Raw genomic sequence first — 21,255 nt, 5'->3', positions numbered from 1 at the left:
GCTTTATGCCCGCCGAGATTTCTGCTAAGGTTAAGGCCGGTTAAAACCAGAGGAGTCAGCCCCCCATGAGCCAGGACGACCGTTACCGCGCTGCTGGCGTGGACATAGAAAAAGCCGATCAGTTCATCAAAAATATCGGCACGTTGGTTAAATCCACCCACACCGAGGGCGTGGTGGGGGGCCTGGGCGGCTTCTCGGGCCTGTTCTCCCTGGCCGGCATGACCGACGGCGAGCCGGTTCTGGTCAGCTCCACCGACGGGGTGGGCACCAAGCTCAAGATCGCCTTTCTTACGGGCAAGCACGACACCATCGGCATCGACATGGTGGCCATGGTGGTCAACGACATCGTGGTCACCGGAGCCAAGCCGCTGTTCCTGTTGGACTACCTGGCCACGGGCAAGCTGGAGCTGGGCGTGGCCGAGGCGGTCATCGCCGGGGTGGTGGAAGGCTGCCGCCAGGCGGGCTGCGCCCTGATCGGCGGCGAAACCGCCGAGATGCCGGGCATGTACCCGGCCGGCGAGTATGACCTGGCCGGTTTTGCCGTGGGGCTGGCCGAGCGCAGTTCAATCATCGACGGCTCCCGGGTGGCCCCGGGCGCGGCCATCGTGGGCCTGGGCTCCAGCGGCCTGCACTCCAACGGCTTCTCCCTGGTGCGCAAGATCGTGCTCGAAGAGCTCCATCTGGGCATGGACGACCACGCCAAGGGCCTGGAAGGCACGGTGGGCCAGACGCTCATCACCCCCACCAAGATCTACGTGAAGCCGGTATTGGCAATTAAAGACGAGTTCGAGCTGTTGGCCGCGGCCCACATCACCGGCGGCGGCCTGCTGGAAAACCTGCCCCGGGTGCTGCCCGAAGGCTGCCGCGCCCTGATCCGCGAGGGCTCCTGGCCGGTGCCCCAGGTGTTCACCTGGCTGCAAGAGGCCGGCGGCCTGAGCAAGCGCGAGATGAGCCGCACCTTCAACTGGGGGCTGGGCATGGCCCTAGTGGTGCCCGGCGAGCAGGCCGGGGCGGTGATCTCCCGCCTCGCCGAGCTGGGCGAGGAGGCCTACCTGGTGGGCGAGATCGCCGCGCGCCAAGGCGGCGAGTCCGTGGTGGAGGTGGTTGCTTGATCCTGGTTTCCGCTTGCCTCCTGGGGCATAAGGTGCGCTACGACGGCCGCCACGCCCTGAACGAGGAGATCAAGGCCCTGGTGGGCGACGAGGAAATTCTGGCCCTGTGCCCCGAGGTGCTGGGCGGCCTGGGAGTGCCCCGGCCGCCGGCCCGCTTCGTGGGCGCTTCCTGGGGCCGCGAGGGCCTGGACCTCATCGAGGGCCGCGCCCGCCTCATGGACGACCAGGGCCGCGACGTGAGCGACTATTTCATTCGCGGAGCCCGCGCGGTTGCCCTCCAGGCCCGGCGCCAGGGCGTGCGCCTGGCTCTGCTCAAAGACCGCTCGCCTTCCTGCGGCCACGACCCGGCCGGCCTAAACCCGGACGGCGGGCCCGCCCTGGGGGTGCTCACCGCCGTGCTCATGGCCGCGGGCATCGAGGTGCGCGAAGTGCGCGCCAGCGGCCGGGGCGAGTGAGCCCCATGGGACAGGCCGACCAGTCCGACCCCCAGGCCTACGCCGAAGCGCTCTACGCCCTTTCGGCCGACATCGCCGCCCTGCTGGGCCAGGCCCTGCGCTCCGAGCACACCATCCAGGGCGCGGCCCTGGGCCAGAGCGAGGTGGTGGACGCGGCCCTGGACGGCCAGATCCAATACGGCCTGTTGGCCTGCGCCCTGGAAAAGGCCCGCATGAACCAGGCGGCGGACCCGGCCTATTGGCAGGCGGTGGACGAGGAGCTAACCGTCCTGGTCTCGCGCTCGGCCCGGCGCTCGGCGGATGAGATTCTCAGGCCCCTGGTGCCGGTGGTCAGCGAGGCGGAGATGGCCGGGCTTTCCGAGGCCATGTACCACCCGCTCAGGGCCTACGAGGGCACCAGCCTGAGCAAGCTGAACGAGGGCCTGGCCGGCACGCCCCTGGAGGTGCTGGCCGCTGGCGTGGTCAAGAGCTTCTATGCCAAGGGCGACGGCTCGGCCGTGGCCGGGCGGGTCATCGAGCTGGCCCTGGAAGGGGTCCGTGAGCTGTTTATTAAGGGCGGCCTGGCCTGATGCCTATCGCAGCCCGCGATTTTTTCCGGGGCGCGGCCCTGAGCCTGGTGCTGGGCCACCCGGCCTGCAAGCGCGTGGAGCCCCTGGAGCCGGAGCGGGGCCGCTTTCTGGTCAACGACAAGCTGCGCCTTTGGCTGCGCCACGCCAAGCAGAAATCGCCCTGGCGCTTCGGGTTCAGCAGCGATGAGCTGGCCGCCCTGTCAGCGGACCTGAAGCAAGGCCCGGCCTTCCTGGGCCTGGCCTGTGGCCGCGACGCGGTCATCGGCCTGGGGCCGGACCGGATCGGGCAGGTTTTTGATTTCAGCCGCACCGGGGAGCAGGAGCTCATCATCACCCGGGTGCCGGGGCGGCAGTGCCGTGTGGCCGGGCCCGGCGGCGAGCTCGGTGAGCTGGTGCCTGGAACTGCTTTCCCTGGGCTGCTTTTTGCGCGAGACTGAATCTGAGAAGGACTCGCTACGGGAATAGACATGAGCTACACCCGCGACAAAACCCGGCGCATATATTTGGGCGGCGTGCCCCTGGGCCACGGCGCGCCGGTGGCGGTGCAGTCCATGACCAACACCGACACCCGCGACGTGAGCGCCACCCTGGCCCAGATCGAGGCCCTGGCCGAGGCGGGCTGCGAGCTGGTGCGCTGCGCGGTGCCCGATCAAGAAGCGGCCGAGGCCTTCAAACCCATCACCGACCTTAGCCCCTTGCCGGTGATCGCGGACATCCACTTCGACCCGCGCCTGGCCGTAGCTGCCCTGGAGAACGGGGCGGCCGGGATGCGCATCAACCCGGGCAACATCGGCGGCGAAAGTGCCGTGGCCCGGGTGGTGGACGCGGCTCAGGCCGCCGGCGCGCCCATCCGGGTGGGAGCCAACTCCGGCTCCCTGCCCAAGGAAATCCTGGCCCGTTGCGGCGGCCCCACGCCCCAGGCCCTGGTGGAGGCGGCCCTGGGCCATGTGCGCCTGTTGGAGGCCCACCGCTTTGACCAGATCAAGGTGAGCCTCAAGTCCTCCTCCGTGCAGACCACCCTGGCCGCCTGCCGCCTCTGGGCCGAGAGCTACGACTACCCCCAGCACCTGGGCATCACCGAGGCGGGCGGCCTCCTGGCCGGGGCGGTGAAGAGCGCGGCCGGGCTGGCGCCCCTGCTCATGGAAGGCATCGGCGACACCTTCCGCATCAGCCTCACCGCCGACCCGCTGCGCGAGGTGGAGGCGGCCTGGCATCTGCTGCGGGCCTGCGGCTTGCGCCAGCGGGGGGTGGAGATCATCTCCTGCCCCACCTGCGGCCGCACCGAGTACGACCTCATGGGCCTGCTGGAACGGGCCGAGCCCGAGCTGGCCAAGGTCAGCGCGCCGCTCACCGTGGCCATCATGGGCTGCGTGGTCAACGGCCCGGGCGAGGCCAAACACGCCGACGTGGGCGTGGCCGGGGGCCGGGGCACGGGCATCATCTTCGCCAAGGGCGAGGTGATCAAGAAGGTGCCCGAGGCCGATCTACTAGAAGAATTGATGAAGGCGGTGCGCGGCGCCGCCCGGGAATATTCCCCTCAACCGGATTCAGATAGCGAGTAAGTACGCGATGAAGTTCTCCCAGGCATTCATTCCCACCCTCAAGGAGACCCCGGCCGAGGCCGAGGTGATCAGCCACAAGTTGATGCTGCGCGCGGGCATGATCCGCAAGCTGGCCGCCGGGGTCTACACCTGGCTGCCCCTGGGCCTTCGGGTGCTCAAGAAGGTGGAGCGCATCGTGCGCCAAGAGATGGACGCGGCCGGGGCCCTGGAGCTCCTCATGCCCGGTGTCCAGCCGGCCGACCTGTGGCAGGAGTCCGGGCGCTGGGATCATTACGGCCGGGAGCTCCTTCGCTTCATCGACCGCCACGAGCACGCCTACTGCCTGGCCCCCACCCACGAGGAGGTCATCACCGACCTCATCCGGCGCGAGGTGCGCTCCTACCGCGACATGCCCTTGAACCTGTACCAGATCCAGACCAAGTTCCGCGACGAGATCCGCCCCCGCTTCGGGGTGATGCGCTCGCGCGAGTTCATCATGAAGGACGCCTACTCCTTTGACCCTGACGAAGAGACCTCGGCGGCCAGCTACAAGCTGATGCACGACGCCTACAGCAAGATCTTCACCCGCCTGGGCCTGGAGTTCGCGGTGGTGGAGGCCGACTCCGGGGCCATCGGCGGCTCCTTCTCCCACGAGTTCATGGTGCTGGCCGAGACCGGCGAGGACGCCATCGCCTCCTGTTCTTGCGGCTGGGCGGCCAACCTGGAAAAGGCCGAGGTGGTCTTGCCCGAGGGAGAGGAGCCCGAGGCCCTGCGGGCGGTGGAGCGGGTGGACACCCCGGACGCCCACACCGTGGAGCAGGTGGCCGCCTTCCTGCAAGTGGAGCCCGCCGGCGTGGCCAAGACCCTGGTCTATCTGGCCGACGGCAAACCGGTGGCTGCTCTGGTGCGGGGCGACCGGGTGCTCAACGAGATCAAGCTCAAAAACCTGTTGGGCGCGGCCGAGCTGGAGCTGGCTCCCCCGGCGGTGATCAAGGAGGTCAGCGGCGGGCCGGTGGGCTTCACCGGGCCGGTGGGCCTGGACATCCCCATCTACGCCGACCAGGAGCTCTACCGCCTGGGCACCATGGTGGTGGGAGCCAACGCGGCCGACGCGCATCTGATGGGGGTGCACCTGGGCCGCGACGTGCCCGGAGCCAAGCGGGCCGACTTGCGCGAAATCGCGCCCGGCGACCCCTGCCCCCGCTGCGGCAAGGAGCCCACCTTTGCCCGGGGCATTGAGGTGGGCCACATCTTCCGTTTGGGCACCAAGTACAGCCAGGCCCTGGGGGCCGACTACTTGGACGCCGAGGGCCAGGCCCACCCGGTGATCATGGGCTGCTACGGCATCGGGGTGACCCGTATCGTGGCCGCGGCCATTGAGCAGGGCCACGACGACTGGGGCATCATCTTCCCCCTGGCCATCGCGCCCTACTCCATCAGCATCCTGCCCCTGGCCATGGACGGCGAGGTTATGGACACGGCCATGGAGCTCTACGACAAGCTGAGCGCCGCGGGCCTGGACGTGCTCCTGGACGACCGCGATCTTCGGCCGGGCGTGAAGTTCAAGGACGCGGACCTGATCGGCGTGCCGCTCAGGGTGGTGGTGGGGGCCAAGGGACTCAAGGAAGGCGCGGTGGAATTGAAGCGCCGCTCCGGCGGCGAGGTGGAGATGGTGCCGGTGGCCGAGGCGGCCGAGCTGTTGGCGCGCCTGGCCAACGAGGGCGGCGCGCAGCCTCTGTAGCAACTGCCTGAAGGAACGGGTGGCGAGGGTTCATGGCCCTGCAACGCATCAACGAGATCATCGACGCGGTACGGGAGTATCACCCGGGCGCGGACGTGAGCGCCATCCAGAAGGCCTACGTGGTATCGGCCCAGGTGCACAAGGGACAGGTGCGCCGCTCGGGTGATCCCTACCTGAGCCACCCCCTGGCCGTGGCCGCCCTGTTGGCCGAGATGCACACCGACGTGGCCTCCATTTGCGCCGCCCTGCTGCACGACGCGGTGGAGGACACCGAGACCACCATCGAGGACATCGCCAAGCTCCTGGGGCCCGAGGTGGCCGCCCTGGTGGACGGGGTGACCAAGATCACCCTGCTCTCGGCCACCACCAAGACCGCCCAGCAGGCCGAGAACATGCGCAAGATGATCCTGGCCATGGCCAACGACATCCGCGTGCTCTTGATCAAGCTGGCCGACCGTCTGCACAACATGCGCACCCTGGGCTACATGCCGCCCAACAAGCAGCGCTACATCGCCCAGGAGACCCGCGACATCTACGCGCCCATGGCCCACCGCCTGGGCATCCGGCGCTGGCAGGCCGAGCTGGAGGACTTGACCCTCTACTTCCTGGAGCCGCGCATCTACCAGCGCATCAAGGAAGGGGTGGCCACCCGCCAGGGCGAGCGGGAACGCTTCATCACCGACGTGAAGCAGATGATCAAAGACCGCATGGCCGAACAGGGCATTACCTGCGAGGTGAGCGGACGGCCCAAGCATTACTATTCCATCTACCGCAAGATGCAGCGCCGGGCGGTGGACATCGACCAGCTCTACGACCTCATCGCCTTTAGGGTGGTGGTGGCGCGGCTTCGGGATTGCTACGAGGCCCTGGGCGTGGTGCACAATATCTGGAAGCCCATCCCCGGCCGCTTCCGCGACTACATCGGCATGCCCAAGCCCAACATGTACCAGTCCCTGCACACCTCGGTGGTGGGGCCCATGGGCCAGCGCATGGAGGTGCAGATCCGCACCGAGGAGATGCACCGAGTGGCCGAGGAAGGCATCGCGGCCCACTGGCGCTACAAGGAGCAAGGGGCCAGCGACGCGGCCGAGCAGGGGCGCTTCGCCTGGCTGCGCCGCCTTTTGGAGTGGCAGCGCGACCTGGAAGACCCCACCGAGTTCATGCAGTCGCTCAAGATGAACCTCTACCCCGGTGAGATCTTCGTGTTCACCCCGGGGGGGGAGGTCAAGTCCTTGCCCCGGGGCTCCACACCGGTGGACTTCGCCTACTCCATCCACACCGAGGTGGGGCACCAGTGCGTGGGCGCGCGGGTCAACGGCCGCATGGTGCCCTTAAAAACCGAGCTCAAAACCGGCGACCAGGTGGAGATCGTCACCCAGGCCAACCACAATCCTTCCAAGGACTGGCTGAACTTCGTGGTCAGCGGTCGGGCGCGCTCCAAGATACGCTCCTACATCCGCGAGAGCGAGCGGGCCCGCTCGGTGACCCTGGGCAGCGACATCCTGGACAAGGAGCTACGCAAGCGCAAGCTCACCCTGAACCACGTGCTCAAGGAAGGCAAGCTGGCACCGGTGCTGGCCGAGCTATCCCTGGCCGACACGGACCACCTCTTGGCCGCGGTGGCCTACGGCAAGGTCTCGCCGAGACACATCGTCAACAAGATCCTCCCCCGCCCCAGCGAGGACGCCGAGGAAAAGCCGGGGATCATCGAGCGCTCGGTGCGCCGCCTCCGGCGCAAACAGGCCCCAGGCGGCATCAAGGTGCGCGGCCTGGACGACATCCTGGTGCGCCTGGCCAAGTGCTGCAACCCCCTGCCCGGCGACGAGGTGACCGGCTTCATCACCCGGGGGCGCGGGGTCACGGTGCACCGCATGGACTGCCCCCACGTGGAGCGGACCGACCCGGAGCGCCGGGTGGATGTGGAATGGGATATGGCCGGCGACGAGGTGCGGCCGGTGCGCATCCAGGTGCTCTCCTCGGACCGGGCCGGGGTGTTGGCCGATCTGGCCGGCATCCTCAAAAAGCAGGAGGTCAACATCCTGGAGGCTGATGTCAAGACCACCGAGGATAACAAGGGCATCGCCACCTTCACCATCCAGGTGCACGACGCCAAGCAGCTCAACCAGCTGCTGCGCCTCATCGGACGGCTCAAGGAGACCCTTTCGGTCAAGCGCATGGATCACTAGGGCCCGGTTCGGGCCGGTTCAATTCAAAAAAAAAAGGTTTTGAAGGAAAGAAGGACGGCTCGTGGCCGAGGCGAGGGGCAGTGCGCCGTCCGGTTGAGATACGGGCGATACGTCGCGGGGAGAGTGCGGGACGCCGCCCTGCCCTGCCTCGGGGCGGGACGGAGAGTGCCGGGTCCGCTGGATAGCCGGGCGGCCCAAGGACGAAAAGAGGCCCGGGGATATCTCCCCTTACCTGCCTCTTACTTCTTCGCCACGCCCGGCGCGCGGCCAAAAGCAAGCGGAGAGCCCACACTGGGCCCTCCGCGAAATTTGCTGCTCAACGAAACTTAGGCGGGCTTGTTGATCACCCCGGAGCGCAGGCAGCGGGTGCAAACCTTCACCCTACGGACCTGGCCGTTGACCACGGTGCGCACGCGCTGCAGATTGGGGTTGAAGCGGCGCCGCGTTTTGTTATGGGCGTGGGACACGTTGTTGCCCGTGATGGGCTTCTTGCCGCAGTATTCGCAAACCTGGCTCATGGTTATATTCCTCCTGACGCTGCCGGCAACTGCCGACCCGTGTGCTGGAGTCGGAAATATACACATGCATCACGGGGTTGACAAGTGTTTTTGTGATTAGCCTAAAGCCCCCGGCCTTGACGTAGTGCCGAGGCCGTGGCATAGTTGACCCGCCGTGTAACCGCTGGAAACCGTTGAGCGGGCGGGCCAAGGCCCGGGCGGCGAAATCTTACTTTTCTACCCAAGGAGGCAGCTTGAGCCGCGACGATCTTATCCACCTGGAAGGCCAGGTGACCCGAACCCTGGGCGGGGGGCAGATGGAAGTGGTCACCGAACAGGGACACACTCTGCGCGCCGTGCTCAGCGGCAGGATGAAGCGCTTCAAGATCAAGGTTCTGGTTGGGGACAAGGTGCGCGTCAGCGTTTCGCCCTACGACCTTACTCACGGCCTGATCACCTACCGGCTCAAGTAACGCCCGCAACCCTCCCTTGGCAACTCAGTCCGTGCTGGCGGGGACGGCGCAGCCCACCAGGGGCTCCATGACCACCCGCCGCACCAGGGTGCGCGCCTCGGCGCCGCTGTAGCCGGAGAATATCTCCTCCAGCTCGGCGGCGGCGTCGGCGGCCTTTTGCCAGCCCTGCTCGCGGGTCTGCTCGATGATCCCCCAGTCGCCGCTATCCATGAAGCTGCGCACCGCGGGGATGATCTCCGGGAACAACAGGCGCAGGAAACCGGCCAGCCACACCGGGTACAGGGCCAGGGCCCCCCGGGCCTGGGCCGCGATGATCGAGGCCAGGCGCCCGCCCGGCCCGGTGTCGGCCATGAGGTCCTTGATGCCCCGCACGAAGTGCTCCACGTCGCTGCCCGGGTGTTCGCCCGCCGCCTTGGCCAAGAGCTCCGCCGCCGGCGCCGCGTCCCCTGCCTCGCCCAGCTCGTGCCACAGCACGGTGTGCATTTCGCCCGTGAGCACCGGCTCCAACTGGTCCCAGGATGGCCGGGCCAGCAGCTCCTTCAGGTCGCGGCCATAGGCCTCCAGGGCGTAGCGCTTGAAGGCGGCCATGCTGGGGCGCGGATCGGCCAGGAGATCCCAGACCAGATAAGGGAACGGCGCGCTGCGCAGGTAGATGTCGCCGCCCTGGCGCAGGCCGGGCAGGAACAAGATGTCCTGGGTGAACTCATCGCCCAGGCGGTGCACCTTGACCCCGTTTAGGCGCTCGGTGGCGCTGATGCGGCCCAGGAAGAACAGCGGGGCCTGGCCGCCGATGCGGCCCGCGCCGTAAAGCAGCCCCTCGGGCTCCAGCAGGGCGTTGATGCCCTCGGTGTCAAAGGGATCGAAGCGCTCCCCGCCCAGGCTAAGCTCGCCGGGCTCGGCCTCCAGCACGCTCTCCCACAGCTCCTCGCGCTGGCTCACCCAGTCCAACACCTGGGGGGTGTCCTGCTCTTGCCAGGGCGGGATGGCCCGCTCCCATTTATAGAGGTTTCTCAGGCGCAGCAGGAGGCCGCAGAGGCTGAAGCGGCCGGCCACCGCCGCGTCGGCCACGGCGCAGTTGGCCCGTACCTGGGGCAGCAGCTCTTCCAGCAGTTCGGGGTCCTGGGGCACGGCTCAGACCTTTACGCTGAAGTCCACCCGGACCTCGGGGTCCTGGTGGGCCCGCATGACCTGCAAGTAGCGCCCCACCCCGCCCAGGATGTTCTCCTGCTCGGCCGGGCTGAGGTCGCGCTTGACCCGGGCCGGCACCCCGGCGGCCAGGGTGCCCGGCGGCACCACGAAGCCGGGAGCCACCACCGCGCCGGCGGCCACCATGGAGCCTTCGCCGATGCGGCAGCCGTTCAAGAGCACCGCGCCCATGCCGATGAGCGAACGGTCGCCCACCACGCAGGAGTGCAGGATCACCCGGTGGCCCACCACGATGTCCGAGCCCACCAGGGTGCCGTCGCCCTTGTGGTCCACGTGCACGATGGTGCCGTCCTGGATGCTGGTGCGCGCCCCGATGCGGATCCAATTGATGTCACCCCGGAGCACCGCCTGATACCAGATGCTGCTCTCGGGCCCGATTTCCACGTCGCCCACCACCACCGCGCCCGGAGCCACGTAGGCGCTGGGGTCGATCTTGGGGGTCTTGCCGTTTACCGTGTTGATCATGGCTCAATATTACGGCCCAAAAGCGGCCCCGGCAAGCCGGGCATCCTTGACAGGGCTTCGGCCCTGCCCTACCCTTTTTGCAGCAAGAGCCCCCCAACCCCGGCAAGGGAGAGCGCACGCATGTCCCGTGGTAAAAGCAGTCTCTGGCTGATCATTCTCATCCTGCTCCTGGTCCTGGCCGGGGGCGGCGCCTTCTACCTCTGGCCCCATCTGGAGAGCGCCCCGCCGGAGATCGGCCTGGACCAGCCGGTTAGCCACCTGGGCAAGTCCAACCGCCTGTACGTGAAGGTGGCCGACGCGGGCCAGGGCCTGGCCTGGGTCAAGGTGAGCCTGGTGCAAAAGGAGCGCACCGGGGTGATCCTCAACCAGCAGTTCGACGCGCCGGGCGCGCCCCTGGCCTCGCTCAAGCTGGCGGTTAATCCTCTGGAGATGGGCATGCGCCAAGGCCCGGCCACCCTGGTGGTGGAGGCTGGCGACCGCTCCTGGCGCAACTGGTTCAAGGGCAACAAGAGCATCAAGGAATTCTCGGTGGTGGTGGACACCACTCCGCCCCGTCTGGCCTCGCTAAACCAGATCATTCGCCTCAACCGGGGCGGCACCGGCCTGGCCATCTACACCGTGAACGAGGACCAGGCCAAGCACGGGGTGCGGGTGGGCGACCGTGTATTCTTCGGCTGGTCTCCCTGGGCCCAACGCCCCAAGACCAAGCTTTGCTACTTCGCCTATAGCGACCAGACCCCGCGCGGGACCAACATAGACCTGTGGGCCGAGGACGCGGCGGGCAACACCGCCGTCTTGCCGCTGAACGTGAAGGTGAAGTGGAAGGAATTCAAGAGCGACATCATCACGCTCAACGACCGCTTCATGAACAAGGTGGCCGCCCGCTTCGCCTCCCTGATCCCCACGGACCGCAAGACCCCGTTGGCCAAGTTCTTGTGGGTCAACCAGGACCTCAGGCAGAGGAACAACGCCTCCATCCGGGCCGCGGCCCAGCCCGCCCAGGCCTTCCAGCTATGGGAGAACGGCCTGGCCCGGCCCTTGGGCGCTCCCCGCGCCGGTTTCGGCGACCGCCGGGCCTACGTCCTGAACAACAAGACCGTGAGTCGCAGCGTTCACCTGGGCGTGGACCTGGCCCACACCGAGCGCAGCCCGGTGAAGGCCGCCGGGCGGGGCATCGTGCGCTTTGCCGGCGACATGGGCATCTACGGCCAGGCGGTTATCCTGAGCCACGGCCAGGGCGTGGCCACGCTATACGGCCACATGTCCCAGCTCAACGTGCAAAAAGGCGACGAGGTCAAGCGGAATCAGACCGTGGGCCTTTCGGGCATGACCGGCCTGGCCCTGGGCGACCATCTGCACTTCTCGGTGCTGGTGGGCGGGGTGTACGTGAACCCCACCGAGTGGTGGGACCCCCACTGGATCAAGGACAATATCATGCTGCGCTTCAGCGAGGCGGGCCTGCCCCTGCCCCTGCCGGCCACGGACAAGTAGGGGGCCTGTTTGCCCCGTCTGCGCGCCGCGTTTTTGCTCTTGGCCCTGGCCGGGCTGGGCCTGGCCACGGGCTGCGCCGGGGTGGGGCCAACGCCCGAGGCCCCGGCCGCGCCGGCCTACAAGCCCGGCGACTTCCTGGCCCCGCCGGCCCCCAAGCCACTTAGCCAGGCGCGGCTCAATGAGCGCCTGGACCAAGCCCGGGTGGTCCTGGTGGGCGAGCGCCACGACCATCCCGGCCATCACCAGATACAACTCGACATGCTCAAACGCCTGGGAGCCCAGGGCCCGCTGGTGCTGGGCGTGGAGTGGCTGGAACAGAGCGCCCAGCCCGCCTGCGACCGTTTGAGCGCGGGCAAGATCACGGTAGACCAGTTCCGCCAAGAGGTGGACTGGGACAACGCCTGGAGCCAGCCCTGGAAGATGTTCGCACCCATCTTCGCCGAGGTGCGGGCCAAGGGCCACGTGCTGGTGGCCCTCAACGCGCCGCTGGAGATCGTGCGCTCGGTGGCCAAGCACGGGCTCAAGTCCCTTAGCCCGGAGCAGCGCGCGGCCATCGCGCCGTCCCTGGACCTGGACGACCCCGACTACCGCGCCAAGGTGGCCCGCCAGTTCGCCTTCCACGGGGTAAAGAACCCCACGGCCCAGGAGAATTTTTTCGCGGCCCAGGTGGTGCGCGACGAGACCATGGCCAACAACCTGGCCAAACGGCTCTACCCCTGGCCCGATGGGGGCAAGCGAGGCCTGGTCTTGGCCGGAGCCGGGCACCTGAGCGCCGGGCTGGGCCTGCCCCCGCGCATCGCCCGTCGCTTGCCCGGGGTCAAACTGATCGGCGTGCTGCCGGTGAGCCCCATGGCGGCCTCGGCCATGGTCTCCGCGCCGGGGACTCCGGCGGCGGACATCCTGGCGGTTTCCACCCCCGGCCCGCGCCCCAGGCCGCGCTTGGGCGTGTTCCTTAAGGTGAAGCCCGAGGGCCTGGAGGTGGTGGGCGTGTTCCCGGAAAGCCCGGCGGCCAAGGCGGGGGTTAAAAAAGGCGACCTGCTCCTGGCCGTGGACGGCAAGAAGCTGACCACGCCCAAGGGCATCCACGACGCCATCAAGGCCGCGCCCCACCAGCCCCACCGCTATCTTTTGCGCCGCCAAGGCCAAGACATGGAGATTTCCATCACCCTGCCCGGCTTGACACGCAAAGCCCCCTGAAACTCCTCATGGGCCGGCGAGCTAAGCCCACCTTAATCCTAATCATTTTTCATTGCGCCCCCTTGCGGGCTTTGTTAAGCTGTAGCTCGGAATTCAAGCCCTGCCCATACAGGTCCGTGGTATGGCACCTCACCAGGCTTGCTAGGAGCACCAATGGAATTCAAGGTAATTCCACAAGACGACAAGGCGCGCATCGAGATCGCGGGCAACATCGACGAACGCGGCGCGGAAGAGATGAAGCGGCGCTTTTTGGATCTGGATTTATCTTCGCTCAATGAAATCATCCTGGACTTCAGCGGGGTGACCTTTATCGGCAGTTCGGGCATCGGCAAGCTGCTGCTGCTCTACAAAAACCTGGTGCCGCACGGCGGCGAGGTCCGCATCGACAACCTCTCCAAGGACATCTACACCATGTTCAAGGTGGTCAAGCTGGACAAGATCTTCAAGCTCTCCCCGGCGGCCTGACGACCCGGCGGCGTCCTTTTGCTGGATTACCAATTCAACAACGGCCAGTTGTCCCTCAGCGGACAGCTGAGGGTGCAGTACTTGGACATCCTGCGCGAGGCCCTGGAATCGGCCATGAGCCAGGCCCCGCCCGTGCGGCTGGACCTGTCCCAGGTGCGCGAGGTGGACCTGGCCGGGTTGCAACTGCTTACCGCCTGGCTGCAAGACGACGCTTGTCCCCGGGCCGTGCTCGCCGGATTGCCCGGGGTGGTGGAGCGCGCCCTGGAGCTGTCCGGCCTTAACCGGAACCTGGCCCCCTACCTGGAGTGAGCCCCATGCCTGCCCAGCCCGCCGAAGACCGCCGCCTCATCCTGCTGGTGGACGACTCGGCCACCCTGCGCATGTCGGTGCGCGCGGTGCTGGAGCCCGCCGGCTATCAGGTGATGGAGGCGGCCGACGGTCAGGATGGGTTGGAGGCCCTGGCCGGGCTGCAAGGCCAGGGGCGCTCGCCGGCCATGATCATCAGCGACGTGAACATGCCCCGCCTGGACGGCATCTCCTTTATCCGCGAGGTGAAAAAGACTCCCTTCAAGTTCCTGCCGATCCTGGTATTGACCACCGAAAACGAGGCGGAGCGCAAGTTGGCGGGCAGAGAGGCCGGCGCTTCGGGCTGGCTGGTCAAGCCCTTCCAACCCCAGACTCTGCTCACCGTGGTCAAAAAGTTCACCCGCACCCTGGCTTGAGGTAGCGGCGTTGGACGACAAGCTCCTAGAGATATTCGCGGAAGAGGCGCAGGAGATCATCGAGGCCCTGGAGGAGGGCCTGTTGGCCTTGGAGAGGGGTCCGGACCCCGAGAAGGTCAACACCGTGTTCCGCGCGGCCCACACCATGAAGGGCAACGCGGGTATCGTGGGCTTCGAGGAGGTGGTGGAGCTGACCCATCTCATGGAGGGGGTGCTGGACCAGATGCGTCAGGGCTCCCGGGAGCCCGGCGGCCCGGTCATGGGCCAGCTGCTCAAGGCCACGGACCAACTTAAGGGCATGATCCAGGCCCGCATGGAGGGCCAAGGGCCCCGGCCCGCCGACGAGCTGCTCAGTGAGCTGGCCCCTCTCCTGGACCAGGGCTCGCCCCCTCCGCCGCGCCCGGCGCGCCCCGCCCCGGCTCCGGCCGCCCTGCCCGCCCAGTCCGGCGGGCGCCAGCGCCTGCACCTGAGCATCAAGCTGCCCCGCCACGTATTCACCATGGGCACCGACCCCATGCAGCTTTTTCTGGAGCTGGAGGAGCTGGGCCAGGTGGAGCGGGTGGTGTGCCACAGCGAACAGCTGCCGCCCTTCGCCGGCCTGGACCCCTTCCAGCTTTACCTGTGGTGGGAACTGTGGCTGCTCACCGGGCACCCCATCAGCACGGTGGAGAACGTCTTCATCTTCGTGCGCGACGAGGGCGAGATAACGGTGCGGCCCAGCGGCGAGGCCCCGGCCAATCAGGCCCCGGAGCGGCCGAGCCGGGCCCAGGCGCCCGCCGCTCGCCAAGCCCCAGCCGAGCCCGCAGCGCCCAAGGCCTCCCCCCCCAGCCCAGCGCCCCGCTCCGTGCCCATGGCCGCGCCCACCATCCGGGTGGACACCGGGAAGCTGGACAAGCTGATCAACCTGGTGGGCGAGATGGTCATCGGCCTGGGCCGGGTGAGCGAGGGGGTGGGTCCCTATGCCGCGCCGGAGTTGCAAAGCGCCCTGGAGTCCATGGGCCGCATCAGCCGGGAGATGCAGCAGCAGGTGATGCGGGTGCGCATGGTGCCGGTGGAGGGCACCTTCAACCGCTTCCGCCGCATGGTGCGCGACCTGGCCGCCGAGCTGGGCAAGGACATCCGCCTGGAGCTGAGCGGCCTGGACACCGAGCTGGACAAGAACGTGGCCGAGCAGATGGCCGATCCCCTGGGGCACCTGGTGCGCAACGCGGCGGTCCACGGCCTGGAGGCGCCCGAGGAGCGGCGGGCCGCGGGCAAGCCCGCCGAGGGCACCATCTGGCTGAGGGCCTATCAGCAGGGCGGGCGCATCTTCATAGAGGTGGCCGACGACGGCCGGGGCGTCGACGCGGAGCAGGTGCGCCAGCGGGCCGAGGCCCTGGGGCTCATCCCGCCGGATGCCCGGCCCGGCCCGGAAGAGATTCACGAGCTTCTGTTCCACCCCGGATTCTCCACCGCCAGCCAAGTCACCGAGCTTTCCGGCCGGGGGGTGGGCCTGGACGTGGTGCGCGAGAACATCGAGTCCCTGCGCGGCTCGGTGGAGGTGGATTCCTCCCCTGGGCTGGGGGCCACCTTCCGCATCAAGCTGCCCCTGACCCTGGCCATCATCGACGGCATGAACGTGAAGGTGGCCGGCGAGACCTTTGTCTTGCCCATGCTCTCCATCGTGGAATCCATGAAGCCCCGGCCCGACCAGCTGCGCACGGTGCGCGGCAAGGGCGAGCTGATCCGGCACCGCGAGGGCTACCTTCCCCTGGTGCGCCTGGCCCGCCTGTTTTGCCTTGAAGGCGGGGTGGAAGACCCCTGCGAGGGCCTGGTGATGATCATCGGCAGCCTGGGCAAGCGCTTCGGCCTGCTGGTGGACGACATCCTGGGCGAGCGCCAGGCGGTGATCAAATCCATCGAGCAGAACTACCAGAAGGTGCCGGGCATCGGCGGGGCCACCATCCTGGCCGACGGCCGGGTGGGCCTGGTGCTGGATGTGCCCAGCCTGGAGAAGATGTCCCTGGAGACGGGAGAGGCCCACTGATGCGGCGCGGCCTGCTGCGCCTGATGGCCGCCGACTCCCCGGCCCTGTTGGCCGAGGTGGAGCAGGGCCTTTTGGCCCTGGAGCGCGGCGAGCAGGTGAGCGAGGCGGGGCACAGCGTCTTGCGCGCGGTGCACGCGGTGCGCGGCGGCGCGGCCCTGGCCGGCTGCGAGCCCATGGAGCGCCTGGCCGGGGGCATGGAGGCGGCCCTGCGCCTGGTGGCCGGGGGTGGGCTGGAGCCCCGCCAGCACCTCACCGACGCCCTATTGCAAGCAGCCGACGTTTTGGCCGCCATGTTCGCCCGCCTGGAGGAGCTGGAGCATGTGGAGACCGCCGGGGCCCTGCGCGCTTTGGAGGCGGCCCTGGGGGCGGGCCTGCCCGGCCAGGACCTGGCCCGTCTGCGGCCCCAGAGCTTGGCCGTGCCCGGCCGTCCCGGCGCGGCCTGGGGGATCAGCCCCTGGCTCTTAGAGCACCAGCCCCCGGGCGTGTGTCTGTATTGCCTGACCCTGCCCGGCGGCGGCCAAGTGCCCGCCCAGTCCCTGTACACCAGCCTGGGCGAGCTGCTCACCCTGGGCGACCTGCTGGCCTGCGCCCAAATCGAAGACCAGGATCTGGCCCTGCTCTACGCCTCGGCCCTGGAAGCCGGGCCCCTGTGCGACGTGATGTCCCTGCCCCGGGAGAGCCTGCGCCCGCTGGGGCCGGAGGAGCTGGGCCACGGTCTGGCCGCCCTGGAGCGGCCCCAAGCCGGGCCCGCCGAAGAGGACGCCCCCCTGGATGCCCAGGCAATGCCCGTCCGGCAAGAGGCCACGCCCCGGGCCCCGGATGCGCCCGCCTCGCGCGAGCCGGAAGCCGGCCTGCCCGCCCCGGTGGAAGGGCCGGTCCCGCAATACCTGGTGTTCGACCTGGGGCCGGAGACCTACGCCGTGGAGGTGGGGATGGTGCGGGAGATCTTCACCCTGCCCCCCATCACCGCCCTGCCCTTGAGCCCGGCCCACGTGCTGGGGGTGATGAACCTCAGGGGCGCGGTGGTGCCGGTGTTCGATCTGCGCCGCCTGCTGGGGCTGCCCCACGACCAGAGCGCCGAGCCGGTGGTGGTGCTGGCGCGCCTGGAAGGCAAGCTGCAAGGCGTGGTGGTGGACATGGTGCGCGAGGTGGTGGCCGTGCCCGAGGAGACCATGCAGGAGGCCCCGGACATGGCCGGGCCGGTGGGCCGCGAACACCTGCGGGGCCTGGTGGAGCACGATTCGCGCCTGGTCATCCTGGTGGATCTGGCCGGCCTGCTGGGCACGGAGGCGATGCGCCATGCCTCCTGAACCCAACCGCCCCTCCCGCGCCCCCCAGGCCCCTCCCCTGGGCCCCTTTCCCTTGCGCGCTTCCGACTTCACGGCCATCCGCGACTTGGTCAAGCAGCGCACGGGCATAACCTTGGGGCCCAACAAGCAGGACCTGGTGATCAGCCGCCTGAGCCGCCGCTTGCGCGCCTTGGGCCTGGCCAACTTCACCCAGTACGTGGCCCTGCTCCAATCGGCCGCAGGCGAGGACGAGCTGGTGCAGATGATCAACCAGATCACCACCAACCAGACCGGCTTCTTCCGCGAGGGGCACCACTTCGATTTCCTGCGCCAGACGGCGCTGCCCTCCCTGACCGCCACGGGCCCTCCCCGCGCCCTGCGGGCCTGGTCGGCCGGATGCTCCTCGGGCGAAGAGGCCTACTCCCTGGCCATCACCCTGTCCGAGTTCCTGGCCTTGCGTCCGGGCTGGTCGGCCCGGGTTTTGGCCACGGACCTGCACACCGCCCTGCTGCGCCGGGCCAGCCAGGGAATCTACGGCCGGCTGGAAACCGAGCGCCTGCCCCGCCATTTGCTGCTCAAGCATTTCGCCCGGCTGCGCGAGCCCGGCGGGCCCCATTTCCAGGCCCGGCCCGAGCTGCGCCAGATGATCGTCTTCGGCAAGATGAACCTCATGGGCGCGCCCTACCCCCGCGCCGCCTCACTGGATCTCATCTTTTGCCGCAACGTGCTCATTTACTTCGAGGCCGAGGACAAGGCGGCCATCGTGGAACGGCTGAGCGCCGCCCTCAAGCCGGGGGGCTGGTTGTTCCTGGGCCATTCCGAATCCCTGCTCTCCGATGCCGGGCGCTTCGCCTGCGTGGGCCCCACGGTTTACCGGAAGCGATAGATCGTCATGCTGCGCCAATACTCGCCGCGCTTTTCGCGCCCCCTGATCACCATCCAGGCGGGAGAGTATTATGTAACGAGGAGCGACGAGGTGATAAGCACCATCCTGGGCTCCTGCGTGTCGGTGTGCATCCGCGATGCCAGTCTGGGCATCGGGGGCATGAACCACTTCATGCTGCCGGAAAGCAGCGGCGCCCTGCCCGGCGCCAAGGCCTCGGCCAGCGCCCGCTACGGCATGTACGCCATGGAGCTGGTGATCGGCGGGATCATCAAGGCGGGCGGCGGACGGGATCATTTGGAGGCCAAGGTCTTTGGCGGAGGCCACGTGTTGCCCGCGGCGCCCTCTTGCGCGCGCAGCGTGCCCCAGGCCAACCTGGATTTCGTGCGGCGTTTCTTGTCCCTGGAGAACATCCCTCTGGCGTCCTACGACGTGGGGGGCAACTGCGGACGCAAGGTGTTTTATCTGCCCCATAGCGGCCAGGCCTTTATCAAGCGCCTGGCCCAGCCCCTGGGGCAGGAGGCGCTGGAACAGGAAGAGGACTTCCGCCGCCGGGCCCGCAAGGCCTCCCGCGCGGAGGACCTGACCGTTTTCGACGATTGAAGCCTGCCCCGGCCGAAAGAGGCGGAAACACATGACCCAACCCATCAAGGTGCTCATCATCGACGACTCGGCCATGATCAGGGAGTATCTGCGCTCCCTGCTCGAGGCCGAGCCGGATATGGTGGTGGTGGGAGCGGCGGCGGACCCTTACTTCGCCCGGGACAAGATAATCAAGCTCGATCCCGACGTATTGACCCTGGACATCGAGATGCCCCGCATGGACGGGCTGACCTTCCTGGAAAAGCTGATGGCCTCCCGGCCCATGCCTGTGGTGATGTTCTCCAAGACCACCCAGCAGGGGGCCGAGGCCACCCTCAAGGCCCTGAGCCTGGGCGCGGTGGAGGTGGTGAGCAAGCCCACCGCCAACCTCCAGGAGCGCCTGCCCGAGCTGGGCCTGGAGATCGTTTCCAAGGTGCGCGCCGCCGCGCGGGCCCGGCTTAAGCTGCCATCCGCGTCCGCCGCGCCCCAAGCAGTTGCCCTGCCCGCAACCTCGCGCTATCGCCCCACGCCGGCCATGGTGGTGGCCATCGGGGCCTCCACCGGGGGCACCGTGGCCCTGGAGCGCCTGCTGGCCGGCCTGCCGGCCGACAGCCCTCCCCTGGCCATCGTGCAGCACCTGCCCGCCCAGTTCACCGGGCCCTTTGCCGCCCGCCTCAACCAAAACTGCGCGGTCAGCGTGGCCCAGGCCGAGGACTACCAGCCCCTGGAGCCGGGCTGGGCGCTCATCGCGCCGGGAGGCCGCCATCTCTTATTGGAAAAGGGTCTGCACGGCTACTATGTCCGAGTCAAGGACGGCCCCCTGGTCAATCATCACAAACCCTCGGTGGATGTCCTGTTCCGGTCAGCCGCGGCCAGCGCGGGCCCAGCGGCGGTTGGTATAATCATGACCGGCATGGGCAGCGACGGCGCGCTGGGAGCCGCCGAGATGCGCCGGGCCGGGTCTCTGATCCTGGCCCAGGACGAAGCCAGCTCGGTCATCTACGGCATGGCCCGGGCGGTGGTGGAAGGGGGATCGGCCGACCTGGTGTTGCCCCTGGAGCGCTTGGCCCCGATCATGGAAAGGCTGTGGCGCCAGGCGCGCACGGGAGCGGACAAATGAGTCATCATTGGCGGCAAGACCACTGGGAACCCAAGGCGGCGATCATGGTGGTGGACGACTCCCGGCTGAACCGGGAGCTGTTGATCTCCGCCCTCACCTCCCGGGGCGATTACCACTTCATCGAATGCGAAGACGGCCGCCAGGCGGTGGACACCCTACAATCCGGGGCCGGGGTGGACCTGATCCTCCTGGACCTGATGATGCCGGTGATGGACGGCTTTGCCTTCCTGCGCTGGCGCCTGGAAAATGAGGTGGCCCGGGACATTCCGGTGATCGTCAACAGCTCCCTGGACGACCTGGACTCGCTTTCCGAAGCCCTGAGCATGGACTGTTACGACTATTTCATCAAACCGCTGAGGGGGCGCGAGCTGAAGCTGGTATTGCCCCTGAAGGTGCGCAACGCGGTGAACGCGCGGCGCATGATTTCCCAGGTGCGCCGGGCCAACCAGCACATGAGCCGGGAGCTGGCCATGGCCGCCCGCTACCAGAACTTCCTGCTCCCCGCCCCCCTGCAAGCCCCTGGGGTGGAGGCGGCCTGGCTATTCAAACCCTGCCAGGAACTGGGCGGCGACTACTTCGATTTCTTCCCCCTGCCCAGCGGCGACCTGGGCGTGGTGGTGGCCGACGTAGCCGGCCACGGCGTGGCCTCGGCCATGACCGCCAGCATTCTCAAGGCCCTTTTGCCCGGCTACCTGGAGCGCACCTACTCCCCGGCGGAAGCTTTGGCCGCCTTGAACCAGGACCTAGTGAGCCTCACCGAGGAGGACCGCTACGTCACCGCCTTTTTGGGGCTCTACCACCCCGGCCGCCGCCTTACCTGGTGCTCGGCCGGGCACCCCCCTCCCCTGTGCCTGCCTCCCTCGGGGCCGGCGATGCGCCTGAGCAACCCCGGTTTTCTGCTGGGGGTTTTCTCGCAAGAGCCGCCCTTGGTAAGCTTTAAGGATACCCGGACCGAGCTGGGGCCCGGCTATCGCCTGCTCCTGTACACCGACGGGTGCACCGAGGCCGAGGACGCCCAGGGAAGGCCCCTGGGCATAGGAGGCCTGGAACGCATGGCCCAAGCGGCCAGAGACCTGCCTCCCCAGGATTTCGTGGACCGGCTGCAAATGCAGCTGGAGAATTTCTCGCGGGGCGATCACAGCGACGACATGGCTTTGATCGTCATGGATTTCCAATGAAGCCACCTTCAGTTCAACCATCCGACTCCTCGACTCACCGGCCCGCCGACGCCAGGA

General features: G+C 68.0%; 22 protein-coding genes. 19 read left to right on the top strand and 3 right to left on the bottom strand.

Translation table 11 applies throughout. The annotated features are described in order from the left end of the window. The first annotated feature begins 65 nt into the window (after positions 1-65). Genes purM through KQH53_06990 form a run of 7 tightly spaced genes read left to right on the top strand, consistent with a single transcriptional unit; the run spans position 66 to position 7,604 of the window. Positions 66-1,112, top strand: a complete 1,047-nt coding sequence (purM, locus tag KQH53_07020; GenBank protein ID MCB2226414.1) for a phosphoribosylformylglycinamidine cyclo-ligase — start codon at positions 66-68, stop codon at positions 1,110-1,112. Then, complete coding sequence (locus KQH53_07015) at positions 1,109-1,567, top strand: DUF523 domain-containing protein (protein MCB2226413.1); 459 nt, start codon at positions 1,109-1,111, stop codon at positions 1,565-1,567. Before purM ends, KQH53_07015 begins: the two co-directional genes overlap by 4 nt. A 5-nt stretch (positions 1,568-1,572) precedes the next feature. Continuing rightward, positions 1,573-2,136 carry a hypothetical protein gene (locus tag KQH53_07010; GenBank protein MCB2226412.1) on the top strand — a complete coding sequence of 188 codons (564 nt, stop codon included), beginning with the start codon at positions 1,573-1,575 and terminating at the stop codon, positions 2,134-2,136. After that, complete coding sequence (locus KQH53_07005) at positions 2,136-2,573, top strand: hypothetical protein (GenBank protein ID MCB2226411.1); 438 nt, start codon at positions 2,136-2,138, stop codon at positions 2,571-2,573. The genes KQH53_07010 and KQH53_07005 overlap by 1 nt, the downstream gene beginning before the upstream one ends. A gap of 30 nt (positions 2,574-2,603) precedes the next feature. Beyond that, positions 2,604-3,698, top strand: coding sequence for a flavodoxin-dependent (E)-4-hydroxy-3-methylbut-2-enyl-diphosphate synthase (gene ispG, locus KQH53_07000; protein MCB2226410.1), 1,095 nt, complete (start codon positions 2,604-2,606; stop codon positions 3,696-3,698). Between the two features lie 7 nt (positions 3,699-3,705). Beyond that, positions 3,706-5,418: a proline--tRNA ligase gene (locus tag KQH53_06995; GenBank protein ID MCB2226409.1), complete on the top strand. Its 1,713-nt coding sequence runs from the start codon at positions 3,706-3,708 to the stop codon at positions 5,416-5,418. Positions 5,419-5,456: 38 nt separating this feature from the next. Next, positions 5,457-7,604, top strand: coding sequence for a bifunctional (p)ppGpp synthetase/guanosine-3',5'-bis(diphosphate) 3'-pyrophosphohydrolase (locus KQH53_06990; protein ID MCB2226408.1), 2,148 nt, complete (start codon positions 5,457-5,459; stop codon positions 7,602-7,604). A 326-nt stretch (positions 7,605-7,930) separates the two neighbouring features. Here KQH53_06990 and rpmB read toward each other — a convergent pair whose 3' ends face one another. Then, positions 7,931-8,122 carry a 50S ribosomal protein L28 gene (gene rpmB / locus KQH53_06985; protein MCB2226407.1) on the bottom strand — a complete coding sequence of 64 codons (192 nt, stop codon included), beginning with the start codon at positions 8,120-8,122 and terminating at the stop codon, positions 7,931-7,933. A gap of 233 nt (positions 8,123-8,355) precedes the next feature. On the opposite strand from rpmB, the gene infA reads away from it, so the two are divergent. Then, positions 8,356-8,574, top strand: coding sequence for a translation initiation factor IF-1 (gene infA, locus KQH53_06980; GenBank protein MCB2226406.1), 219 nt, complete (start codon positions 8,356-8,358; stop codon positions 8,572-8,574). 24 nt (positions 8,575-8,598) lie between these two features. On the opposite strand, the gene KQH53_06975 is transcribed toward infA, so the two are convergent. Continuing rightward, a complete protein-coding gene (locus tag KQH53_06975; protein ID MCB2226405.1) occupies positions 8,599-9,702 on the bottom strand; it encodes a hypothetical protein in 1,104 nt (367 codons plus the stop codon). A 3-nt stretch (positions 9,703-9,705) separates the two neighbouring features. Beyond that, complete coding sequence (locus tag KQH53_06970) at positions 9,706-10,245, bottom strand: gamma carbonic anhydrase family protein (protein ID MCB2226404.1); 540 nt, start codon at positions 10,243-10,245, stop codon at positions 9,706-9,708. A 120-nt stretch (positions 10,246-10,365) separates the two neighbouring features. Here KQH53_06970 and KQH53_06965 point away from each other — a divergent pair, with 120 nt between their 5' ends. The 11 genes from KQH53_06965 to KQH53_06915 all read left to right on the top strand — a co-directional run bounded on the left by KQH53_06965 (position 10,366) and on the right by KQH53_06915 (position 21,198). Beyond that, positions 10,366-11,736, top strand: coding sequence for a M23 family metallopeptidase (locus KQH53_06965; protein MCB2226403.1), 1,371 nt, complete (start codon positions 10,366-10,368; stop codon positions 11,734-11,736). A 9-nt stretch (positions 11,737-11,745) separates the two neighbouring features. Further along, complete coding sequence (locus tag KQH53_06960) at positions 11,746-12,933, top strand: ChaN family lipoprotein (protein MCB2226402.1); 1,188 nt, start codon at positions 11,746-11,748, stop codon at positions 12,931-12,933. 153 nt (positions 12,934-13,086) lie between these two features. Then, the gene (locus KQH53_06955; GenBank protein ID MCB2226401.1) at positions 13,087-13,398 is read left to right on the top strand and encodes an STAS domain-containing protein; all 312 of its coding nucleotides are present in this window, start codon (positions 13,087-13,089) and stop codon (positions 13,396-13,398) included. Positions 13,399-13,416: 18 nt separating this feature from the next. Then, positions 13,417-13,707: an STAS domain-containing protein gene (locus KQH53_06950; protein MCB2226400.1), complete on the top strand. Its 291-nt coding sequence runs from the start codon at positions 13,417-13,419 to the stop codon at positions 13,705-13,707. A gap of 5 nt (positions 13,708-13,712) precedes the next feature. Next, on the top strand, positions 13,713-14,120 hold the full coding sequence (locus KQH53_06945; GenBank protein MCB2226399.1) for a response regulator: 408 nt from the start codon (positions 13,713-13,715) through the stop codon (positions 14,118-14,120). A 10-nt stretch (positions 14,121-14,130) separates the two neighbouring features. Then, on the top strand, positions 14,131-16,146 hold the full coding sequence (locus KQH53_06940) for a chemotaxis protein CheA (protein MCB2226398.1): 2,016 nt from the start codon (positions 14,131-14,133) through the stop codon (positions 16,144-16,146). Continuing rightward, on the top strand, positions 16,146-17,456 hold the full coding sequence (locus KQH53_06935) for a chemotaxis protein CheW (protein MCB2226397.1): 1,311 nt from the start codon (positions 16,146-16,148) through the stop codon (positions 17,454-17,456). The genes KQH53_06940 and KQH53_06935 overlap by 1 nt, the downstream gene beginning before the upstream one ends. After that, the gene (locus KQH53_06930) at positions 17,446-18,321 is read left to right on the top strand and encodes a protein-glutamate O-methyltransferase CheR (protein MCB2226396.1); all 876 of its coding nucleotides are present in this window, start codon (positions 17,446-17,448) and stop codon (positions 18,319-18,321) included. The genes KQH53_06935 and KQH53_06930 overlap by 11 nt, the downstream gene beginning before the upstream one ends. A 6-nt stretch (positions 18,322-18,327) precedes the next feature. Beyond that, entirely contained in the window at positions 18,328-18,921 is a 594-nt protein-coding gene (locus KQH53_06925) for a hypothetical protein (protein MCB2226395.1), read from the top strand. A gap of 31 nt (positions 18,922-18,952) precedes the next feature. Then, on the top strand, positions 18,953-20,020 hold the full coding sequence (locus tag KQH53_06920) for a chemotaxis response regulator protein-glutamate methylesterase (GenBank protein ID MCB2226394.1): 1,068 nt from the start codon (positions 18,953-18,955) through the stop codon (positions 20,018-20,020). After that, positions 20,017-21,198 carry a fused response regulator/phosphatase gene (locus KQH53_06915; GenBank protein MCB2226393.1) on the top strand — a complete coding sequence of 394 codons (1,182 nt, stop codon included), beginning with the start codon at positions 20,017-20,019 and terminating at the stop codon, positions 21,196-21,198. The genes KQH53_06920 and KQH53_06915 overlap by 4 nt, the downstream gene beginning before the upstream one ends. The last annotated feature ends 57 nt before the right edge of the window (positions 21,199-21,255 follow it).

The organism is Desulfarculaceae bacterium, assembly GCA_020444545.1.
Classification (GTDB): domain Bacteria; phylum Desulfobacterota; class Desulfarculia; order Desulfarculales; family Desulfarculaceae; genus Desulfoferula.
The sequence above is the reverse complement of the archived record's forward strand: the minus strand, read 5'-3'. Positions and strand labels throughout refer to the sequence as shown.

Bases quoted from the DNA above. Each gene is read 5' to 3' on its own strand.
- KQH53_06945 (MCB2226399.1), top strand. From the start codon at position 13,713: ATGCCTGCCCAGCCCGCCGAAGACCGCCGCCTCATCCTGCTGGTGGAC.
- KQH53_06935 (MCB2226397.1), top strand. From the start codon at position 16,146: ATGCGGCGCGGCCTGCTGCGCCTGATGGCCGCCGACTCCCCGGCCCTG.
- KQH53_06970 (MCB2226404.1), bottom strand. From the start codon at position 10,245: ATGATCAACACGGTAAACGGCAAGACCCCCAAGATCGACCCCAGCGCC.
- KQH53_06965 (MCB2226403.1), top strand. From the start codon at position 10,366: ATGTCCCGTGGTAAAAGCAGTCTCTGGCTGATCATTCTCATCCTGCTC.
- KQH53_07010 (MCB2226412.1), top strand. From the start codon at position 1,573: ATGGGACAGGCCGACCAGTCCGACCCCCAGGCCTACGCCGAAGCGCTC.
- rpmB (MCB2226407.1), bottom strand. From the start codon at position 8,122: ATGAGCCAGGTTTGCGAATACTGCGGCAAGAAGCCCATCACGGGCAAC.
- purM (MCB2226414.1), top strand. From the start codon at position 66: ATGAGCCAGGACGACCGTTACCGCGCTGCTGGCGTGGACATAGAAAAA.
- KQH53_06925 (MCB2226395.1), top strand. From the start codon at position 18,328: ATGCTGCGCCAATACTCGCCGCGCTTTTCGCGCCCCCTGATCACCATC.
- KQH53_06995 (MCB2226409.1), top strand. From the start codon at position 3,706: ATGAAGTTCTCCCAGGCATTCATTCCCACCCTCAAGGAGACCCCGGCC.
- KQH53_06915 (MCB2226393.1), top strand. From the start codon at position 20,017: ATGAGTCATCATTGGCGGCAAGACCACTGGGAACCCAAGGCGGCGATC.
- KQH53_06920 (MCB2226394.1), top strand. From the start codon at position 18,953: ATGACCCAACCCATCAAGGTGCTCATCATCGACGACTCGGCCATGATC.
- KQH53_06955 (MCB2226401.1), top strand. From the start codon at position 13,087: ATGGAATTCAAGGTAATTCCACAAGACGACAAGGCGCGCATCGAGATC.
- ispG (MCB2226410.1), top strand. From the start codon at position 2,604: ATGAGCTACACCCGCGACAAAACCCGGCGCATATATTTGGGCGGCGTG.
- KQH53_06930 (MCB2226396.1), top strand. From the start codon at position 17,446: ATGCCTCCTGAACCCAACCGCCCCTCCCGCGCCCCCCAGGCCCCTCCC.
- KQH53_07005 (MCB2226411.1), top strand. From the start codon at position 2,136: ATGCCTATCGCAGCCCGCGATTTTTTCCGGGGCGCGGCCCTGAGCCTG.